This window comes from Streptomyces litmocidini, from assembly GCF_014649755.1.
GTDB classification, from domain to species: Bacteria; Actinomycetota; Actinomycetes; order Streptomycetales; family Streptomycetaceae; genus Streptomyces; species Streptomyces litmocidini.
Map to the genome: position 1 here is coordinate 234,059 of NZ_BMTQ01000005.1, position 17,076 is coordinate 251,134.

The following is a 17,076-nucleotide window of genomic DNA, read 5'->3' on the forward strand; positions in this document are numbered from 1 at the left end:
CGCGCCCCCGTCGCCCGGATCGCCGTCGACAGCCCCGCCTGCCGGCGCGCCCTCGCCCTGCTCCGGTGCGCCGACGGCCACCCGACGGGCGCCGCGTGCCCGGTGCGCGCGGCGCCGACCGGCTGGGACCGGACGTCCGGCCCGGTCCGATCCGCCGGACGGCCCTGGGCGGTGTCCTGCCGGCCGGGCCCGGCCCGGCCGGCAGCTCGACCCCTAGCCGCGTACGCGCAGTGCCCTGCGCAGGTCGTCCAGCTGGTCCACCAGCTTGCGGTGGAGGGCCGGGATCATGGTGTCCTCCGCGAGGTGGGACCCGCCCAGGGCCAGGGACTCCTCGTCGATCGCGTACGACGGGAAGGCGTGGCGGCCCGCGGCCTCGGCCATCGCGGGGCCCCGGCGGTCGCCGAGCGCGACGGCCGCCTCGTAGAAGCGCGGCACGTACTCCCGTACGAGCTCGGCCTGTTCGGGCTGCCAGAAGCCCTGGGCGGTGGCGGTGAAGAGGTAGTTGGAGAGGTCGTCGGAGTCGAAGAGGGACGACCAGGCCGCGGCCTTCGCCCCGGGCGTCGGCAGGGCGGCCCGGCAGCGGGCCGCGCCCTCCTGGCCGGTGGCGCTGGGGTCCCGCTCCAGTTCGGCCGCGATCACGGTCTCGTCGGTGGCGCCGAGGACGGCGAGGCGGGCGAGGATCCGCCAGCGCAGCTCGGGGTCGAGCTCCGGGCCGCCGTGGACGGTGCCCTCGTCGAGCCAGGTGGCGATCTTGTCGGGGGTGGTGGCGCTGTCGATGCAGGCGCGGACGGCGGTGAGGCGCAGTCCGGGCGCCTCGCCGTCCTCGGTGCGGCGCAGCAGGGCGCGGGCGATCTCGCCGATGGTCGCGAGGGCGGCGGGGCGCTCCTCCCCGGTGACGTACCGGTCGGCGATCTGGGTGCGGGCGAAGCCGAGGATGCCCTGGACGAGGGCGAGTTCGGTCTCCTCGGGCAGGTGGGCGAGGGCGACCTCCAGGTAGTCGGCGGGGGCGAGGTCGCCGTCGCGGACCATGTCGCGCAGCGCGTTCCAGACGACGGCCCGGGTCAGGGGGTCGGGGACGCGGGAGAGGCCGCGCAGGACGGTCTCCTGGGAGACCTCGTCGAAGCGGAGCTTGGTGTAGGTGAGGTCGCCGTCGTTGAGGACGACGAGGGCGGGGCGCGGGCCGCCCAGTTCGGCGGGCGCCTCCTGCGGGACGTCGAGCTCGCGGCGCTCGCGCAGGACGAGTTCGCCGTCGGGCTCCCGGTCGTAGATCCCGGCCTGGATCCGGTGCGGGCGGCTGCCGTCGCGGTCGACGTGGAGCTGCCAGTGGGTTCCCTCGCCGGTCAGGCGCGGGGTGAGGGTGTCGACGCCCGTCGTGCGCAGCCACTGTTCGGCCCAGGCGTGGACGTCGCGGTCGGTGGCGGCGGCGAGATTGTCGATGAAGTCGGCGAGGGTGGCGTTGCCGAACTTGTGGCGCTTGAAGTGGATGTTGATGCCGGCGAGGAAGTCCTTCTCGCCGAGCCAGGCGACGAGCTGGCGGAGCGCGGAGGCGCCCTTGGCGTAGGAGATGCCGTCGAAGTTGAGGAGGGCGGAGGCGGTGTCGGGGACGGCCTCGGGATCGGGGGCGACGGGGTGGGTGGAGGGGCGCTGGTCCGCCTCGTACCCCCAGGCCTTGCGGGTGACGCCGAAGTCGATCCAGGTGTCGGGGAAGAGCTCGGAGCAGGCCTCGTTGACGGTCTGGAAGCCCATGTACTCGGCGAAGGACTCGTTCAGCCAGATGTCGTCCCACCAGCGCAGGGTGACGAGGTCCCCGAACCACATGTGGGCCATCTCGTGGGCGATGACCATGGCGCGGGTCTGGCGCTCGGTGACGGTGACGGCGGAGCGGAAGACGAACTCGTCGCGGAAGGTGACGAGTCCGGGGTTCTCCATGGCGCCGGCGTTGAACTCGGGGACGAAGGCCTGGTCGTACGAGTCGAAGGGGTAGGGCTCCTCGAACTTCTCGTGGTAGCGGTCGTAGCAGGCCTTGGTGACGGCGAGGATCTCGTCGGCGTCGGCGTCGAGGTGGGCGGCGAGGGAGCGGCGGCAGTGGATGCCGAAGGGCAGGCCGGCGTGCTCGGTGCGGATCGTGTGCCAGGGGCCTGCGGCGACGCAGACGAAGTAGGTGGAGAGCAGCGGGGTGGGGGCGGCCTGCCAGCGGCCGTCGGACTGCTGCTCGGTGATGCCGTTGGAGAGGACGGTCCAGCCCTCGGGGGCCCGGACGCCCAGTTCGAAGACGGCCTTCAGGTCGGGCTGGTCGAAGGCGGCGAAGACGCGCTGGACGTCCTCCATGAAGAGCTGGGTGTAGACGTACGACTCGCCGTCGGTGGGGTCCGTGAAGCGGTGCATGCCCTCGCCGGTGCGGGAGTACCGCATGGTGGTGCTGATGCGCAGGGTGTGCTCGCCCTCGGTGAGGGTCAGCGGGAGCCGGTTGCCGTCGAGGGCGGTGACGTCGAGGGGCTCGCCGTCGAGCTCGGCGGAGTGGAGGGTCTCGGGCTTGAGCTCGACGAAGGTGTCCCCCGCGGCGCGGGCCGTGAAGCGGATGAGGCTCCGTGACCCGAAGGTCTCGTCGCCGGTGGTGAGGTCGAGGTCCACGCGGTAGTGGTGGACGTCGAGGAGCTGGGCACGGGTCTGCGCTTCGTCGCGCGTCAGTACGGACATGGGCCCTATGCTGCCCGATCGCTCCGTCCCGGGGCAGGGGGTGTAGGGGGCTCAGGCCAGGCCGGAGCCGTTCAGGTGGGCGAAGGCTGCGGTGATGCGGGGCCGGTCGTAGCCGCTGGGGCCCGCGGCGCCGCTGGAGACCAGGGTGTGGAGCAGGATCCGGGCCTTGGCGGGGTCGAGCGGTCCGGCCGGGATCAGTCCGTGGTGGAGCAGGTCGTGCTCGGAGCCGGGGCTGCGGTAGGTGTCGGTGAGGGTCGCGCCGCCGCCGGTGCGGGAGGCGAGGACGACCGGGATGCGCCGGGCGAGCGCGGCGAGGGGTTCGACGAGCGGGGCGGGGGCGTGTCCGCCGCCGAAGGCGGCGACGACGAGGCCCTGGAAGCGGTCGTCGACGGCGTCGAGGAGCTCGCCCCGGTCGCCGAGGGAGAGGGTCACGAGGGCGACGCGCACGGAGGGGTCGAGCGTGAGCGGGCGGAGCGCGGCGGGGACGGCGGGGCGGAGCAGGATCCGGGGCCGGCCCTCGACGACGGTGCCGAGGGGCCCCGCGCCGGGTGAGGCGAAGGTGGCGAGGGAGGTGGTGTGGGTCTTGCGGGCGAGGCGGGCGGCGTGGATCTCGTCGGCGAGGACGACGAGGACGCCGAGGTTCCGGCAGGCGGGGTCGGCGGCGACGGCGAGTGCGGCGGCGAGGTTGGCGGGGCCGTCGGCGCCGGGCAGGTCGGGGCGGCGCATGGCGCCGGTGACGGCGATCGGCTGCTCGGTGGTGCAGAGCAGGTCGAGGAGGAAGGCGGTCTCCTCCAGGGTGTCGGTGCCCTGGACGACGACCACGCCGGATCCGCCGGCGACGGCTTCCCGCACCTCGTCGGCGAGGGCGGCGAGGTCCTCGAAGGAGAGGGTGGAGCTGGGGACGCGGCGGAAGTCCCGCAGGACGACGTCCTCGGGGGCGCCGAGGCCGGCGAGGACCTCCTGGCCGGTCATGCGGGCTGCGTCACCGCCTCGGGCGGAGATGGTGCCTCCGAGGGTGAAGACCGTGACGCGGCCCATCAGCGTGCTCCGTCCGCAATCGTCTCGTGGTGCCGGATGACCTCGGCGATGATGAAGTTGAGGAGCTTCTCCGCGAAGGCCGGGTCCAGTTTCGCGCTCTCGGCGAGTTCGCGCAGCCGGGCGATCTGGCGGGCCTCGCGGGCGGGGTCGGCGGGCGGCAGCTGGTGGTTCGCCTTGAGGACGCCGACCTGCTGGGTGCACTTGAAGCGCTCGGCGAGCATGTGCACGACCGCGGCGTCGATGTTGTCGATGCTTTCGCGCAGTCGGGTCAGCTCGGCGGTGACGGCCGGATCGATGGCACTGGTGTCGCTGGTGTCGCTCATGACCTGCGAGCTTAGACGGATCTCGGGAGGATCGTGGGCGGGTGTTCGGGATCCGGAACGCTGTTGCTCCACCCGCCGTGCACGGTCCTTCCCTGCTGCTCGCGGAACCGGATGGGCGCGGTGCCGACGCGGCGGGTGAAGAGCCGGGAGAAGTAGGCGGGGTCGTCGTAGCCGACGCGGCGGGCGACGGCGGCGACGGGCAGCTCGGTGGCGGCGAGGAGCTCCTTGGCGCGGCCGAGGCGGACGGTGAGCAGGTAGTCCTTGGGGCTGCATCCGGCGGCGCGGCGGACGACGGTGCGCAGTTCGGCGGGGGTCATGCCGTGCCGGGCCGCGTGCTCGGCGACGGAGAGCGGCTGGAAGGCGTCGCGGGCGAGGGCGGCGAGGACGGGGTCGCCGTCGGCGTTGGTGTCGGCGCGGGCCCGGCGCAGCGCGACGAGCAGTTCGTGGACGGCGGCGGCGGTCTCGACCTCCAGGAGGGGGTTGCCGGGGCGGGCGGCGCGGGCGATCCGGCCGATGGCGGCGCGGGCGGGCGCGGCGTCGGAGAGGGGGACGACGGGCCGGTCGGGCTCGATGTAGCCGAGTTCGGTGTAGGTGGCGGCGGCGGGTCCGGTGAAGTCGACGAAGGCCTCGTCCCAGCCGGTGCGGGGGTCGGCGGCGTAGTGGTGGGGGGTGCCGGGGGTGAGCCAGAGGAGGGCGGGGGCGGTGACGGTGGTGCGGCGTCCGTCGGGGCCCCGGTACCAGCCGCCGCCGGCGGAGACGACGACGGCGACGTGGTGGTCGAGGGTGCGCGGGCCGACGGTGGGCAGGGCGCCGTGCTGGAGTCCGACGCCGAGGCAGACGAGGCCGAGGCGGTGGTGGACGGGGCTGGGCGTGAAGTAGCGCATCCAGGTGTGGTACATCCGCCGGCCTTTCCGTAACGTCCAAACTGCGACGATCTTTGTCCATGGACCGTGCCGCCGCCAGGGGGCGAGGGTGGGGCCATGAGCACGTTCGCTGTGGGTGACGAGGACTTTCTGCTCGACGGGCGGCCGGTGCGGTTGCTCTCGGGGGCGCTGCACTACTTCCGGGTGCACGAGGGGCACTGGGAGCACCGGCTCGGGATGCTGCGCGCGATGGGCCTCGACTGTGTCGAGACGTACGTCCCGTGGAACCTGCACGAGCCGGAGCCCGGCCGGTACGTGGACGCGGACGCGCTCGGGCGGTTCCTGGACGCGGTGGGGCGGGCCGGGATGCGGGCGATCGTGCGCCCGGGTCCGTACATCTGCGCCGAGTGGGAGAACGGCGGGCTTCCGCACTGGCTGACCGGTCCGCTCGGCCGGCGGGTGCGGACCGTGGACCCGGAGTTCCTGGCGCCGGTGGAGGCCTGGTTCCGGCGGCTGCTCCCGCAGGTGGTGGAGCGGCAGGTCGACCGGGGCGGGCCGGTGGTCCTGGTGCAGGTGGAGAACGAGTACGGGAGTTACGGGAGCGACCGGGGCTATCTGGAGTGGGTCGCGGGGCTGCTGCGGGACTGCGGGGTGGGCGTGCCGCTGTTCACCTCGGACGGGCCCGAGGACCACATGCTGACGGGCGGTTCGGTGCCGGGGGTGCTGGCGACGGCGAACTTCGGCTCGGGCGCGCGGGAGGGCTTCGCGACGCTGCGGCGGCACCAGCCGTCGGGACCGCTGATGTGCATGGAGTTCTGGTGCGGCTGGTTCGACCACTGGGGCCGGGCGCGCGCGGTGCGGGACGCGGGGGACGCGGCGGCGGCGCTGCGGGAGGTCCTGGAGTGCGGGGCCTCGGTCAACGTGTACATGGCGCACGGCGGGACGAACTTCGGCGGCTGGGCGGGCGCGAACCGGGACGGTGAGCTGCACGACGGTCCGCTGCGGCCGACGGTGACCTCGTACGACTACGACGCGCCGGTCGACGAGGCGGGGCGGCCGACGGAGAAGTTCCGGGCCTTCCGCGAGGTGCTCGCGGAGTACGCGGAGGGGCCGCTGCCGGAGGTGCCGGAGCCGCCGGCCCGGCTCGGCGCGCCGGTCTCCGGCGTGCTGGACGGGTGGGCGCCGCTGGACGGGGTCCTGGAGGTCCTCGGCGGCGAGGAGACGGTGTCGCCGGTGCCGCCGACCTTCGAGGAACTGGGGGTGGACCGGGGGCTGGTCCGCTACCGGGTGGCGGTGCCGGGCCCCCGGCAGCCGTACCCGCTGGGGGTGACGGGGCTGCGCGACCGGGCCGTGGTGTACGTCGACGGACGCCTGGCGGGGGTCCTCGACGAGGAGGACGCGGCGCTTCCCGGGCCGGTGGCGGGCCCGGCGCTCGTGGACCTGTGGGTGGAGTCGCTCGGCCGGGTCAACTACGGGCCGCGCCTCGCGGAGCCGAAGGGGATCACCGGGGGCGTACGGCACGAGCGGCAATACCTGCACGGAGTACGGGCCCGGGCGCTGCGCCTGGACGCCTTCGGCACGGAGTCGGTCGCCGGGGTGCCCTTCGGCCCGGTCGCGGAAGCCCCGGGCCTGTACCGGGGGGTCCTTGCCGTGGCCGGGGCCGGGGACGCCCGGCTGCGGCTGCCGGGCGCGACCCGGGGCTTCGTGTGGGTGAACGGTTTCTGCCTGGGCCGCTACTGGTCGGCGGGTCCGCAGGAGGCGCTGTTCGTGCCGGGGCCGGTGCTGCGGGAGGGCGCGAACGAGGTGTGGGTCCTTGAGCTGGAGGGCGGGGGGCCGTCCTCGGTGGAGCTGGACGTCCTCTGACGCCCCACGGGGAGTGCTTCCCCAGCGGGCAGGGCGTCGTGCGCGTGAAGGCGCCCCGGAGCCGAGGCCGCTCCGGGGCGCCCTTTCAGGGCGGGCGGCTACAGCGTGGCCGCGGCCGACTTGATCGCGGCGGCGAAGGTCGAGACCTCCGTGTAGACGCCGGGGTAGCCGGCCCGCGCGCAGCCCTCGCCCCAGCTCACGATGCCGACCTGGACCCAGGCTCCGGCGTCGTCCTTGCGGAACATGGGACCGCCGGAGTCACCCTGGCAGGTGTCGACCCCGCCCTGGTTGTAGCCGGCGCAGATCTCCTCGGCCGGGACCAGGTCGCTGCCGTAGGCGGCCTGGCAGGTGGCGTCGGAGACGAACGGGACGTTCGCCTTGAGGAGGTAGCGCTGCTGCGCCCCGCCCTCGCGGGCGGCTCCCCAGCCGGCGACGGTGAAGGTGCCGCTGTTGTACGCGGTGGTCTCGGCGATCTTCAGGTTGGGCAGCGAGGTGATCGGCGTGGCGAGCTTGATCAGCGCCCAGTCCTTGCCCTGGCCGTTGTAGCCGGGCGCCTGGAGGACCTTGGTGGACTTGACCTTGATGGCGCTGCTCGACTGGAGGTCCACGACTCCGGCGGTGGCGGTGATGCCGGTGTTGGTGCCGGAGCCGCTCACGCAGTGGGCGGCGGTGAGGACGACCTGAGGGGTGATCAGGGAGCCGCCGCAGCCCATGGAGAGCCTGACCATCCAGGGGAACTCGCCCTGCGCGGCGCGGGTGCCGCCGACGACGGGGGCGGGGGCGGCGGAGGCGGTGGTGGGCTGGAGGCTGACGGCCGCCAGGACGACGGCGCCGGCGGCCGCCAGCTTCTGGAGGGCACGGACCATGCGGTTCTGCTTCACGTGTCTTCCTTCTCTCGTGGGGGGTCGGCCTCGACGGAGGGATGACATGCACGCGATGACATGCGCTCGTCAAGGCACGTCCGGATTATGAGCAGCGCCCAACCGGCACCACAAGAAAGCCTTTTCGGCCAGATCCGGTGGGGGGACCGTACAGTGGACGCGAAGGGGGATCGGGCATGCCGAACCGTCATGGGGCCGACCGTGTCATCCACGGCTTTCCGCACCGCGCCACGATGCGGGCCTCGCTCACCGCGCTCTACCGCCGCCTCTCCCCCGACGGCGTGCGCCGCTACCCGGCCAGCGTGACCGCCGACGACGTCGTCCTCCACGACGACGAGGACCTCCACCTCGGCTCCCAGCGGGTGGCCCACGCCCTCGTCCGGCACCTGCAGCTGCCCCAGGCGCGCATCGTGGTGAGCTTCCGCCCCCTGGAGCACGCGGCGGCCGTCGAGCTCACGGCCGGACCCGAGTACTTCGTGGACCTCAACGACCGCTTCCGCACCCGCCGCAGGGACATCGGCGCGGCCCTCGCCCACGAGATCACCCACGTCCTGCTGCACCGGCTCGGCCTCGGCTTCCCCTCCACCGCGGAGAACGAGGTCCTCACCGACGTGACCACCGCCTACCTGGGCGCCGGCTGGCTGCTGCTCGACGCGTACCGGCAGGACGGCGTCGAGAGCCAGAAGCTCGGCTACCTCACCCCGGAGGAGTTCGGCTACGTCCTCGCCAAGCGGGCCGAGGTCTTCGGCGAGGACCCCTCGCCCTGGTTCACCAGCGCCGTGGCGTACGAGGCGTGGGTACGCGGCCGGGCGGAGGCGGCGCGGGAGCGGACCGCGCCGCCGCTCGCCGGGGCGGGCTGGGCCGAACGCCGCCGGTACGCCTCGCAGCGGCGCAGGGGGCGGGCCCCCGAGGACGCTCCGTACGCCTTCGGGGGCGGAGCCCCGGCGACCGGCGTCTCCTTCCCCTGCCCGGTCTGCTGCCAGCGGCTGCGCGTCCCGGCGGGACGGACCCTGCGGGCCCGGTGCGGGGTGTGCGGCTCGGTGCTGGAGTGCGCGGCCTGACGCGGTGGCGCGCACGGCGGCGCACGAATCGATTTGCGCCGCACGCCGACGGCGGGTCAGGGTCGGTGCATGAGCACGTTGTTCGACGCCATCCGGGACGGGGACGAGAACGGGGCCGTGCGGCTCCTGCGGGACGGGGCGGACCCCGAGGGCCGGGAGGACGGGGAGACCGCGCTGTACCGCGCGGCCGTCGGCGACGAGGCCGGCATCGTGCGGGTGCTGCTCGCCGCCGGGGCCGACCCCGCCCGGGGCAGCGGCGAGGACGACGGGGACCTGCCGCTGTGCGGAGCGGCCTGCGGCGGACACACCGAGGTCGTGCGGGCACTGCTCGCGGCGGGCGCGGCGGCCGACCAGGAGGAGGCGTACGGCTTCACCGCCCTCGCCTGGGCCCTCCGCCTCGGCCACGCCGACACCGCCCGGGTCCTCCTGGAGCACGGCGCCGACCCGGACCGGCCCGGACCCGACGGGATCCTCCCGCTCGTCGCCGCCGCGCGGCGCGGCTCCACCGGCTGCGTGCGGGCGCTCCTCGACCACGGGGCGGGGGCCCGGGAGGCCGCCCTGCGGGAGGCACGGCGGTGGATCGGCGTCGACATCGCGGCCGAGCTGCGGCGCGGGCTCGTCGCCGGGAACGAGGGCGGACAGACGTACGAGGCGGCCGTCCGGCGGATCCGGGAGGACGGCGGGATCACCGTCGTCGTCGAACTGCTGCGGGAGGACGGGGCGCCCGGACGCGGCGACGACCGGGGAACCGGGCACGCGGCGATCGCCACGCTCCTGGAGGCGGCGCTCGGACTGCGCACCCCGCACGAGGAGCTCGCGGCGCGGGCGCTGCGGCGCGGCGATCCGGAGCTCGACGACTGGACGACGGCGGTGGCCGAACTGGCCGGCCGGGCCGACGAGGAGACGTTCGTGGCGGCGGCCGGGTGGTGCGCCTACCGCGATCCGCTGCGCCGGGCGCTCGGCGCACGGGTGCTCGGCGCGCTGCCGGGCTTCGGCCCGAGCGCGGTCCCGGTCCTGCGGCGCCTGGCGGCGGAGGCGGTGCCCCCGGCGCGGGAGCCGCTGCTCTCGGCGGTCCTCGCCCTCGGGGAGTGCGCGGACGCGGCCGCCGTGCCCGAACTGCTCGCGGCGGCCGGGCATCCCGACGCGGTGGTGCGCCGGGCCGTCGCGGCGGCCCTCGCCGGGATCGTGCCGGCCGGGCACGTCGAGGCTCTCGGGGTGCTGCTCACGCTGAGCCGGGACGGCGACCCCCGGGTGCGGGACTGGGCGACGCTGGCGCTCGCCGAGCTGCCCGACGACACCCCGCTCGTACGGGAGGGGCTCGCCGAGCGGCTCGGCGACTCCGATCCGGAGACCGCGGCGGAGGCGGCGCGGGGGCTCGCGATCCGTCAGGATCCGCGCGCCGTCGACGCGCTGGCGTCGATCCTCGCGGACGGGGAGGCGGACGGAGCACCGCGCGAGACGGCGCTCGCCGCCCTGGAGCACGTCCGCGACCCACGGGTGAGGACCCGCCTGGAGTGGACGACCCCGCGCCGCGCCTGACGTCCTGACCGGGGGTCAGCAGGCGTGGTCGATGAGGTCGAACGTGGCGTAGTGGTCGGAGGTGTAGTAGTCCTCGTCGGCCGTGCCGCCGGTCACGATGCGGCGGGCGCCACGGGTGGAGACGCCCGGGGTCTTCACCGTGTACTCGTGGTAGTAGCCGTACGAGTGGGTGGGGAGGACGCCCTCCCGGTTCTGGAAGACGGCACCGTCCTGGCTGTACGGGAAGGGGCCGCCGGCGTCGATCAGCCTCAGGGTGTCGTACGCCTGGGCGGGCAGGTCGGAGTAGCAGACGGCCCCGACGGACGAGACCGCCGCGACCGGGGACACGGCGGCGACGGGCGCGGGGGCCGGTGCGGCGGTGGCCGGGGCGCCGAGGAGGAGGGTGGAGAGGAGGGCGGTGGCGACACCGCCGGCGAGGGTGAATCGAGGGGGGATTCGCATGGCTGCGATGATGACGCGCGTAGACCCCCCGGGGGAACCCCAACGGCCTTCAGTTCCACGGACGTCAACCGGTTCCTCCCCAACGTGCGGATCCCGTGGACGGCGTGCACCGGGCCCGTCGGGGGCCTGGCGCCCACCGCCCTTCGGGGGGCCTCACCGTCCGCCGGCCCCGTCCTCGCGCCTCGCGGAGTGGCGGCCCTCGGGGCGACCCGCCGATCGAATCCCGCGCGCCCCTCCCGTTCGGCCCCCGCGGCTGCTACCTTCCTCGCCAACACGCCACCTAACTAACGTTAGGTGGAGGAGTGGCTCCGCGGGCCCGTCCGCCCACGGCCGTCCCCGAGTCCGTCTGCCGTACGGCCACCGCCCGTACGTCCGTCAGTCCGCAAGGGAGCCCAGCCATGCCCCTGTCCCGACGCGCCCTGCTCACCACCACCGGTGCCGCACTGCTCCTCGGCGCCGCGCCGCCCGCGCTCGCCCGCCCCCGCCCCACGGCCGCCACCGCGATCCGGCAGATCCCGCTCCAGGGCGCGGTCAACGTCCGCGACCTCGGCGGATACGCCACCTACGACGGCAAACGGGTCCGGCACGGCCTCGCCTACCGCGGCGACCACCTCGCCAGGCTCACCGACGCCGACCTCACCACCCTCGCCGGGCTCGGTCTCGGCACCGTGGTCGACCTGCGGATCCCGCTGGAGGTCGACCACGACGGCGCCGACCGGCTGCCCGCCGGCGCGACCCCGGTGGCCCGGCCCGTCACCGACCACGGCCTCTTCGGGCAGCTGACGGCCGCGATCGGCTCCCGCGACCCGGTGCGGCAGGAGGAGATGCTCGGCGACGGCCGGGCCGCCGCCTTCATGCGCGAGGTGTACCGCACCTTCGTCACCGACCCCGCCGACCGGGCCGCCCTCGCGGCCACCCTGCGGGACCTGGCCGACCCCCGCCGGGGGCCGCTGCTCCTGCACTGCACCTCCGGCAAGGACCGCACCGGCTGGACGAGCTGGCTCCTGCTCACCCTGCTCGGGGTGCCGGAGACCTCCGCCCGCGCGGACTACCTCGCCTCCAACACCTTCCGCGCCGCGTACGACGCACGGGTGCGGGAGGGGCTGAAGCAGGGCGGGCTCATGCAGAACCCGGACCTGATCGTGCCGCTGCAGGAGGTGCGGGCCGAGTACCTGGACACCGCCCTCGACCAGCTCCGCACCTCGTACGGCAGCCTCTTCCGTTACGTGTCGGTCGGCCTCGGCCTGGAGCTGCGCGAGCTCGCGGCGCTCCGCGAGCGGCTGGTGCCCGAGGCCTGACGCCCGCCCCGGCCGGCGCCGGCCGCCGCACCGCGCCCGGCGCCCGCGCCCGCCCCGGAGCCCGCGCCCCGGCCCGCGCCCGAACCGCGCCCCGCACCGACCGCACCGCGACCGGAGCCGCCCGAGGCGCCGGAACCCCGGCCCGTCGGGGTCCCGGAGGCGGAACCCCGGCCCGTGGTGCCCGAGCCGGGCGCCCGCCCGGTGGACGGGCCGGAGGCGCGGCCCGAGGCCGACGCGCCCGTCCCCGTACCCCCGCCGGCCGAACCGCCGGAGGCCGGACGGCGACGGCGACGGCCGCCGCCCGTGCCGCTTCCGGCGTCCGTCGCCTTGCGCGGCGGGGTCGGCTGCGGGACCTCGATGACGACGGGGACGCCCGAGGGCTCCCGGGCGCCGGTGAGCTCGGCGAGCTCCTCGTCGCTGGACTTGATCTGCGCCGTGCGGGGGCTGATCCCCGCGTTCGACATCAGCCGGCCCATGTCCCGCTTCTGCTCGGGCAGGACCAGCGTGAAGACGCTGCCGGACTCGCCGGCGCGGGCGGTGCGGCCGCCCCGGTGCAGATAGTCCTTGTGGTCCATCGGCGGGTCGACGTTCACGACCATGTCGAGGTCGTCCACGTGGATGCCGCGGGCCGCCACGTTCGTCGCGACCAGCGTGGTGACCTGGCCGGTCTTGAACTGGTCCAGGGTCCGGTTGCGCTGCGGCTGCGAGCGGCCGCCGTGCAGCCCGGAGGCCCGGACGCCGTTGGCCAGGAGCCGCTTGACCAGCCGGTCCACGGACCGCTTGGTGTCCATGAAGAGGATCGTCCGGCCGTCGCGGGCCGCGATCCGCAGCGTGACGGCCTTCTTGTCGGTCTCGTCCTGCACGTAGAGCAGGTGGTGCTCCATCGTGGTCACCGCGCCGGCCGAGGGGTCGACGGAGTGCACGACCGGGTCGTCGAGGAACATCTTGACGAGCTTGTCGATGTTCCGGTCGAGGGTCGCGGAGAACAGCAGCCGCTGCCCGCCCGGCTCCACCTGCTTCAGCAGCTTCGTGACCTGCGGCAGGAAGCCCATGTCGGCCATCTGGTCGGCCTCGTCGAGGACGGTGACGGCGACCTGGTCCAGACGGCAGTCGCCCCGCTCGATGAGGTCGTGGAGCCGGCCCGGCGTGGCGATGAGGATCTCGGCGCCGCGCCGGAGGGACGAGGACTGCCGGGAGATCGACATGCCGCCGACGACCGTGGTGATCCGCAGCCGCAGCGCGGAGGCGTACGGCGTGAGGGCGTCGGTCACCTGCTGGGCGAGCTCGCGGGTCGGCACCAGGACCAGCGCGAGGGGCGCGGTCGGCTCGGCGCGGCGGCCCGCGGTACGGGCGAGGAGCGCGAGCCCGAAGGCGAGGGTCTTGCCGGAGCCGGTGCGCCCCCGGCCGAGGACGTCGCGCCCGGCGATCGAGTTCGGCAGGGTCGCGGCCTGGATCGGGAAGGGCTCGGTGACGCCCTGCTCGGTGAGCGTCCGCAGCAGCGCGGCCGGCATGTCCAGGTCCTCGAAGGAGGCCACGGGCGGCAGCGCGGGCGTCACCGTCTCCGGCGGAGTGAACTCCTGCGGCGGCGGGGGCGCGGCGGGACGACGGCCGGCGCGGGCGCCCTTCGGCTGGGACGTGGACTTCGCCTGGGCGGTGCGGGGGCCGCGCTTGTGGGGGCGTTCGGAGCGGGTCATTCGTGCCTTCCTGGCCGGTGCGCGGCACGGCCGGGGCCCGCACCTGCGCGGTGCGGGCCCCGGCTGTACCGCCCGGAACACGAGATACGGGCCCCGGCTGTCTCTCCCGGAGCACGCGACACGGCCCCGGCTGTCTCTCCCGGGACGCGCGATACAGGTCCCGGATGTCTACAGGAACAATAGTGCGCCCCAGGACCTTCCCGCCCCTGCCCCCCGCCCCCCGGACGCCTCAGGGCCTCCCCGCCCCGGCCTCTCCGCCCCGGACGCCTCAGGACGCCTCAGGACCTCCCCGCCCCCCGGAAGCCTCAGGGCCTCTCCGCCCCGGTCTCTCGCCCTCCGGACGCCCCGGGACCTCGCACGGCGATTCCGTCCAGGACCATGGACAGGTACTGGCGGGCGATCTCCTCCGGGCTGTGCTGTCCGCCCGGCCGGTACCAGGACGCGGCGACCCAGACGGTGTCGCGCACGAAGCGGTAGGTCAGACGGACGTCGAGGTCGTCGCGGAAGACCCCGTCCGCGACGCCGCGCTCCAGGGTTCCGAGCCAGGCCTTCTCGAACCTGCGCTGCGAGTCGACGAGGTAGCCGAAGCGGGGCTGGTCGACGAGGTGCAGGGACTCCTTCTGGTAGATGGCGACGGCGGCGCGGTGCCGGTCGATCTCCCGGAAGGACTCGGTGACGAGGGCCTCGATGGTCTCGCGGGGGCCGAGCCCGGCGCCGAGGACGGCGTCGTACCCCTCCCAGAGCTCGTTCAGGAAGGTGGAGAGGATCTCGTCGAGCATCGACTCCTTGGAGTCGAAGTGGTAGTAGAGGCTGCCGGCGAGCATCCCGGCGGCGTCCGCGATCTTGCGGACGGTGGTCGCGTTGTACCCCTGGGCGGCGAACACCTCGGCCGCCGTGTCGAGGAGTTCACGGCGCCGCTCGGGTCCCCCGCTCACTTGGGTCTTCTTCTTGTTCGCAGTGTTCGGCACGTGCCCATTCTGGTCCCCCCGCGCGCCGGCCCACCCAGGAGCCGGGCCTCCTGGCGCGGCGGGCTGCCGTCGTCGCCGCGCCGGAGCGTCCGCGTCGGGCGTCCCGGCGCCCGGCTGCGGAAGCAGATCTCCTCTCCGTCCACCCAGGTCCGTACGCCCTCGGTCGGCTCCACCCGGAAGAGCCGGATACCCGACAACCACTGTCCGGGTTGCTCCGGTGACGCGTCTCAGGCGGTGGCGGCGCGCTCCGCCGCGCTGCGCTCCACGCAGAACTCGTTGCCCTCCGGGTCCGCCATGGTGGCCCAGCCGGTGCCGTCGGCGTTCCGGCGGTCGTCGATCAGGGTGGCGCCGAGGCCGAGCAGCCGCTCGACCTCCTCGTCGCGGCTGCGGTCCTGCGGCTGGAGGTCGAGGTGGACGCGGTTCTTCACCGTCTTCCCCTCGGGGACCTGGATGAAGAGGAGGTTCGCGCCGGGCGACTCGACGAGCGCCTCCGGGTCGCCGGGCTTGTCGTCGTCGGAGGGCTCGGAGTCGAGGACCTTGGCCCAGAAGGTCGCCAGGGCGTAGGCGTCGGCGCAGTCGACGGTCACGTGTCGTACGAGAGAGGTCATGGCCCCATGATTGCCCGCGGCAACGGCCGGGGCGAGCGGATTACCGTTCCTCGCACCGGAGTTGCCGCCCCTCGGTCGCCGCAACGGGCGCGGGGTCACGACCGGACGACGCCCTGGGCCCGGGCGGCGGCGAGCCAGGCCGGGAACTCGGAGACGAGCCGGTCGTACAGCTCGGCGTCCGGGACCCGGTTCGGGTCCTGGCCCGCGTGGAAGAAGCCGGCGTTGTCGAGGGGCCGCTTCGCCGGCACGGCCAGCTCGTCGAGCCTGCGCAGGAACTCGAACTGCCGGCTGCCGGGGTCGCCGAAGCCGATGAACTGCCAGAAGATCGGCAGGCGGGCCGCCTTGCAGACGTACCGCTCGGCGGCGAGCTTGTTGATGGGCCCTCCGTCGGTCTGGAAGACGACGAGCGCGGGCGCGGTGGAGCCGCTGTCCAGGTAGTGGTCGATGACGGCGTCCATGGCGAGGTGGTAGCTCGTCTTCCCCATGTGGCCGAGGCCGGCGACGATCCGGCCGATCCGGCCGGCGTGGTCGTCGAGCCGGATCTCGGTCTCCGCGTCGATGTCGGTGGAGAAGAAGACCACCGGCACCCGCCCGTCGTCGTCGAGGTGCGCGGAGAGCCCGAGGACCCGGTCGGCGAGGGTCTGGACGGTGCCGTTGGCGTAGTACGGCTTCATGGAACCCGAGTAGTCGATGACGAGGTAGACGGCGACCCGCTGTCCGCTGATCCCGTTCCGTGCCAGTGACGCCCCGGCCTCCTTGTAGAGACTCACCAGGGCGGGTGCGGTCTCCTCGACCTTCCGCAGGCTCAGTGCCATGGCCGTTCCCCCTCCCGTTCCTCGATGTCCGCGAGCATGGCGTCGGCCAGGTCGCGCTCGGCCGTGTAGTACCGCTCGGCCCACTTGAGGGTGAGCCGCGGGTACGCCCACGCCTCGTCCGCCCCCGCGACGTCCGCCTCGGCGCGCCGCCGCATGCGCTCGGCGTGCTCCCGGTGCGCGGCCAGGATCTCGCGCATCCGCTCGGGTTCGAGGAGGTGGCCGAGCCAGAGCCGGAGCATCGGCCCGTGCTTCAGGACGGGCGGGTCGAGGGGGGCGGTGCGGGCCCGGGTGCGGACGGCGTCGAGGCCCTCGTCGGTGATGCGGTAGACGCGTTTGTCACGGCTGCCGGTCTCGGGGGCGACGAGCCGCGAGGTGGCGTAGCCGCTGTTCTCCCGGCGCTTGAGCTCGCTGCAGACCTGGCTGAAGGACGGACTCCGGTAGAAGAGGCCGAGGGACCGGTCGGCCCACTTCTTGACGTCGTACCCGGACGACTCCCGTCCGTGGGACAGCAGTCCGAGCACGGCCCAGCCGGTCGCGGGAAGGCCCGGCACGCCCTCTCGGTCCGCCACGGAGTCCACCACGGACGGCAGTCTACGGCTCTTCCTCCCCCCTCCCCGTGCCTGCCAGAAGCATTTCGACTAGGCATAGAACTCTGCCTGCCCCGGAGGAGCGTCCCGTGTGGTTCTCCACGATCTTCGAAGCACAGCTCGTCGACCCCACCCCCGCCCGCGAACGCCAGGTCCTCCACGACGTACCGCACCGACCACGCCTACGGGGACGCGGCCACCGCGATCGCCTCCGTCGAACGGCTCCGGAAGATCGGCGTCGACGAGGTGATGTGCCTGATCCAGATGGGCACGGTGCCGCAGGACGTCTGCCTGGAGACGATCCGGCAGTGGGGCGAGCACGTGATCCCGCGCTTCCGCGCGCCGCGGGCGTCCGAGTGAGTCCGGGAGGCTTCCCCGACGCCCCCATTCGGATGGGGTG

The 17,076-nt window shown here is 74.4% G+C and carries 15 protein-coding genes and 1 pseudogene; 5 read left to right on the forward strand and 11 right to left on the reverse strand.

Annotated features, from left to right (window positions below):
• Positions 1-213 precede the first annotated feature (213 nt).
• Genes pepN through IE180_RS13325 form a run of 4 tightly spaced genes read right to left on the reverse strand, consistent with a single transcriptional unit; the run spans position 214 to position 4,957 of the window.
• Positions 214-2,697 carry an aminopeptidase N gene (gene pepN, locus IE180_RS13310; RefSeq protein ID WP_190157062.1) on the reverse strand — a complete coding sequence of 828 codons (2,484 nt, stop codon included), beginning with the start codon at positions 2,695-2,697 and terminating at the stop codon, positions 214-216.
• 51 nt (positions 2,698-2,748) lie between these two features.
• Complete coding sequence (locus tag IE180_RS13315; RefSeq protein ID WP_190157063.1) at positions 2,749-3,735, reverse strand: asparaginase; 987 nt, start codon at positions 3,733-3,735, stop codon at positions 2,749-2,751.
• Positions 3,735-4,058 carry a chorismate mutase gene (locus tag IE180_RS13320; RefSeq protein WP_123451275.1) on the reverse strand — a complete coding sequence of 108 codons (324 nt, stop codon included), beginning with the start codon at positions 4,056-4,058 and terminating at the stop codon, positions 3,735-3,737. The genes IE180_RS13315 and IE180_RS13320 overlap by 1 nt, the downstream gene beginning before the upstream one ends.
• A gap of 11 nt (positions 4,059-4,069) precedes the next feature.
• Positions 4,070-4,957: a helix-turn-helix transcriptional regulator gene (locus IE180_RS13325; RefSeq protein ID WP_190157064.1), complete on the reverse strand. Its 888-nt coding sequence runs from the start codon at positions 4,955-4,957 to the stop codon at positions 4,070-4,072.
• 81 nt (positions 4,958-5,038) lie between these two features.
• Between IE180_RS13325 and IE180_RS13330 the strand changes: the two genes are divergently transcribed.
• On the forward strand, positions 5,039-6,784 hold the full coding sequence (locus tag IE180_RS13330; protein WP_190157065.1) for a glycoside hydrolase family 35 protein: 1,746 nt from the start codon (positions 5,039-5,041) through the stop codon (positions 6,782-6,784).
• A 98-nt stretch (positions 6,785-6,882) separates the two neighbouring features.
• Here the strand turns inward: IE180_RS13330 and IE180_RS13335 are convergent, their stop codons facing one another.
• Positions 6,883-7,650 carry a S1 family peptidase gene (locus IE180_RS13335; protein WP_190157372.1) on the reverse strand — a complete coding sequence of 256 codons (768 nt, stop codon included), beginning with the start codon at positions 7,648-7,650 and terminating at the stop codon, positions 6,883-6,885.
• A 191-nt stretch (positions 7,651-7,841) separates the two neighbouring features.
• On the opposite strand from IE180_RS13335, the gene IE180_RS13340 reads away from it, so the two are divergent.
• Both IE180_RS13340 and IE180_RS37185 read left to right on the forward strand, forming a co-directional pair.
• Positions 7,842-8,726, forward strand: a complete 885-nt coding sequence (locus IE180_RS13340; RefSeq protein ID WP_190157066.1) for a hypothetical protein — start codon at positions 7,842-7,844, stop codon at positions 8,724-8,726.
• 69 nt (positions 8,727-8,795) lie between these two features.
• Entirely contained in the window at positions 8,796-10,265 is a 1,470-nt protein-coding gene (locus IE180_RS37185) for an ankyrin repeat domain-containing protein (RefSeq protein ID WP_190157067.1), read from the forward strand.
• A gap of 15 nt (positions 10,266-10,280) precedes the next feature.
• On the opposite strand, the gene IE180_RS13350 is transcribed toward IE180_RS37185, so the two are convergent.
• On the reverse strand, positions 10,281-10,706 hold the full coding sequence (locus IE180_RS13350; protein ID WP_190157068.1) for a ribonuclease domain-containing protein: 426 nt from the start codon (positions 10,704-10,706) through the stop codon (positions 10,281-10,283).
• Between the two features lie 398 nt (positions 10,707-11,104).
• Here IE180_RS13350 and IE180_RS13355 point away from each other — a divergent pair, with 398 nt between their 5' ends.
• Positions 11,105-12,004, forward strand: coding sequence for a tyrosine-protein phosphatase (locus IE180_RS13355; RefSeq protein ID WP_190157069.1), 900 nt, complete (start codon positions 11,105-11,107; stop codon positions 12,002-12,004).
• Here IE180_RS13355 and IE180_RS13360 read toward each other — a convergent pair.
• The 5 genes from IE180_RS13360 to IE180_RS13380 form a co-directional block, all read right to left on the reverse strand.
• Positions 11,929-13,698, reverse strand: coding sequence for a DEAD/DEAH box helicase (locus IE180_RS13360; RefSeq protein ID WP_190157070.1), 1,770 nt, complete (start codon positions 13,696-13,698; stop codon positions 11,929-11,931). The genes IE180_RS13355 and IE180_RS13360 overlap by 76 nt on opposite strands.
• Positions 13,699-14,003: 305 nt before the next feature.
• Entirely contained in the window at positions 14,004-14,666 is a 663-nt protein-coding gene (locus IE180_RS13365) for a TetR/AcrR family transcriptional regulator (RefSeq protein WP_190157071.1), read from the reverse strand.
• Positions 14,667-14,893: 227 nt separating this feature from the next.
• A complete protein-coding gene (locus IE180_RS13370) occupies positions 14,894-15,274 on the reverse strand; it encodes a VOC family protein (protein ID WP_190157072.1) in 381 nt (126 codons plus the stop codon).
• Positions 15,275-15,369: 95 nt separating this feature from the next.
• A complete protein-coding gene (locus IE180_RS13375) occupies positions 15,370-16,089 on the reverse strand; it encodes a vWA domain-containing protein (protein WP_190157073.1) in 720 nt (239 codons plus the stop codon).
• The gene (locus IE180_RS13380; RefSeq protein ID WP_229860464.1) at positions 16,080-16,670 is read right to left on the reverse strand and encodes a PadR family transcriptional regulator; all 591 of its coding nucleotides are present in this window, start codon (positions 16,668-16,670) and stop codon (positions 16,080-16,082) included. The genes IE180_RS13375 and IE180_RS13380 overlap by 10 nt, the downstream gene beginning before the upstream one ends.
• A 168-nt stretch (positions 16,671-16,838) precedes the next feature.
• Here IE180_RS13380 and IE180_RS13385 point away from each other — a divergent pair.
• Positions 16,839-17,036: pseudogene (locus IE180_RS13385) on the forward strand (LLM class flavin-dependent oxidoreductase); the annotation flags it as partial.
• Between the last annotated feature and the right edge of the window lie 40 nt (positions 17,037-17,076).

Bases quoted from the DNA above. Each gene is read 5' to 3' on its own strand.
- pepN (WP_190157062.1), bottom strand. From the start codon at position 2,697: ATGTCCGTACTGACGCGCGACGAAGCGCAGACCCGTGCCCAGCTCCTC.
- IE180_RS13315 (WP_190157063.1), bottom strand. From the start codon at position 3,735: ATGGGCCGCGTCACGGTCTTCACCCTCGGAGGCACCATCTCCGCCCGA.
- IE180_RS13320 (WP_123451275.1), bottom strand. From the start codon at position 4,058: ATGAGCGACACCAGCGACACCAGTGCCATCGATCCGGCCGTCACCGCC.
- IE180_RS13325 (WP_190157064.1), bottom strand. From the start codon at position 4,957: ATGTACCACACCTGGATGCGCTACTTCACGCCCAGCCCCGTCCACCAC.
- IE180_RS13330 (WP_190157065.1), top strand. From the start codon at position 5,039: ATGAGCACGTTCGCTGTGGGTGACGAGGACTTTCTGCTCGACGGGCGG.
- IE180_RS13335 (WP_190157372.1), bottom strand. From the start codon at position 7,650: ATGGTCCGTGCCCTCCAGAAGCTGGCGGCCGCCGGCGCCGTCGTCCTG.
- IE180_RS13340 (WP_190157066.1), top strand. From the start codon at position 7,842: ATGCCGAACCGTCATGGGGCCGACCGTGTCATCCACGGCTTTCCGCAC.
- IE180_RS37185 (WP_190157067.1), top strand. From the start codon at position 8,796: ATGAGCACGTTGTTCGACGCCATCCGGGACGGGGACGAGAACGGGGCC.
- IE180_RS13350 (WP_190157068.1), bottom strand. From the start codon at position 10,706: ATGCGAATCCCCCCTCGATTCACCCTCGCCGGCGGTGTCGCCACCGCC.
- IE180_RS13355 (WP_190157069.1), top strand. From the start codon at position 11,105: ATGCCCCTGTCCCGACGCGCCCTGCTCACCACCACCGGTGCCGCACTG.
- IE180_RS13360 (WP_190157070.1), bottom strand. From the start codon at position 13,698: ATGACCCGCTCCGAACGCCCCCACAAGCGCGGCCCCCGCACCGCCCAG.
- IE180_RS13370 (WP_190157072.1), bottom strand. From the start codon at position 15,274: ATGACCTCTCTCGTACGACACGTGACCGTCGACTGCGCCGACGCCTAC.
- IE180_RS13375 (WP_190157073.1), bottom strand. From the start codon at position 16,089: ATGGCACTGAGCCTGCGGAAGGTCGAGGAGACCGCACCCGCCCTGGTG.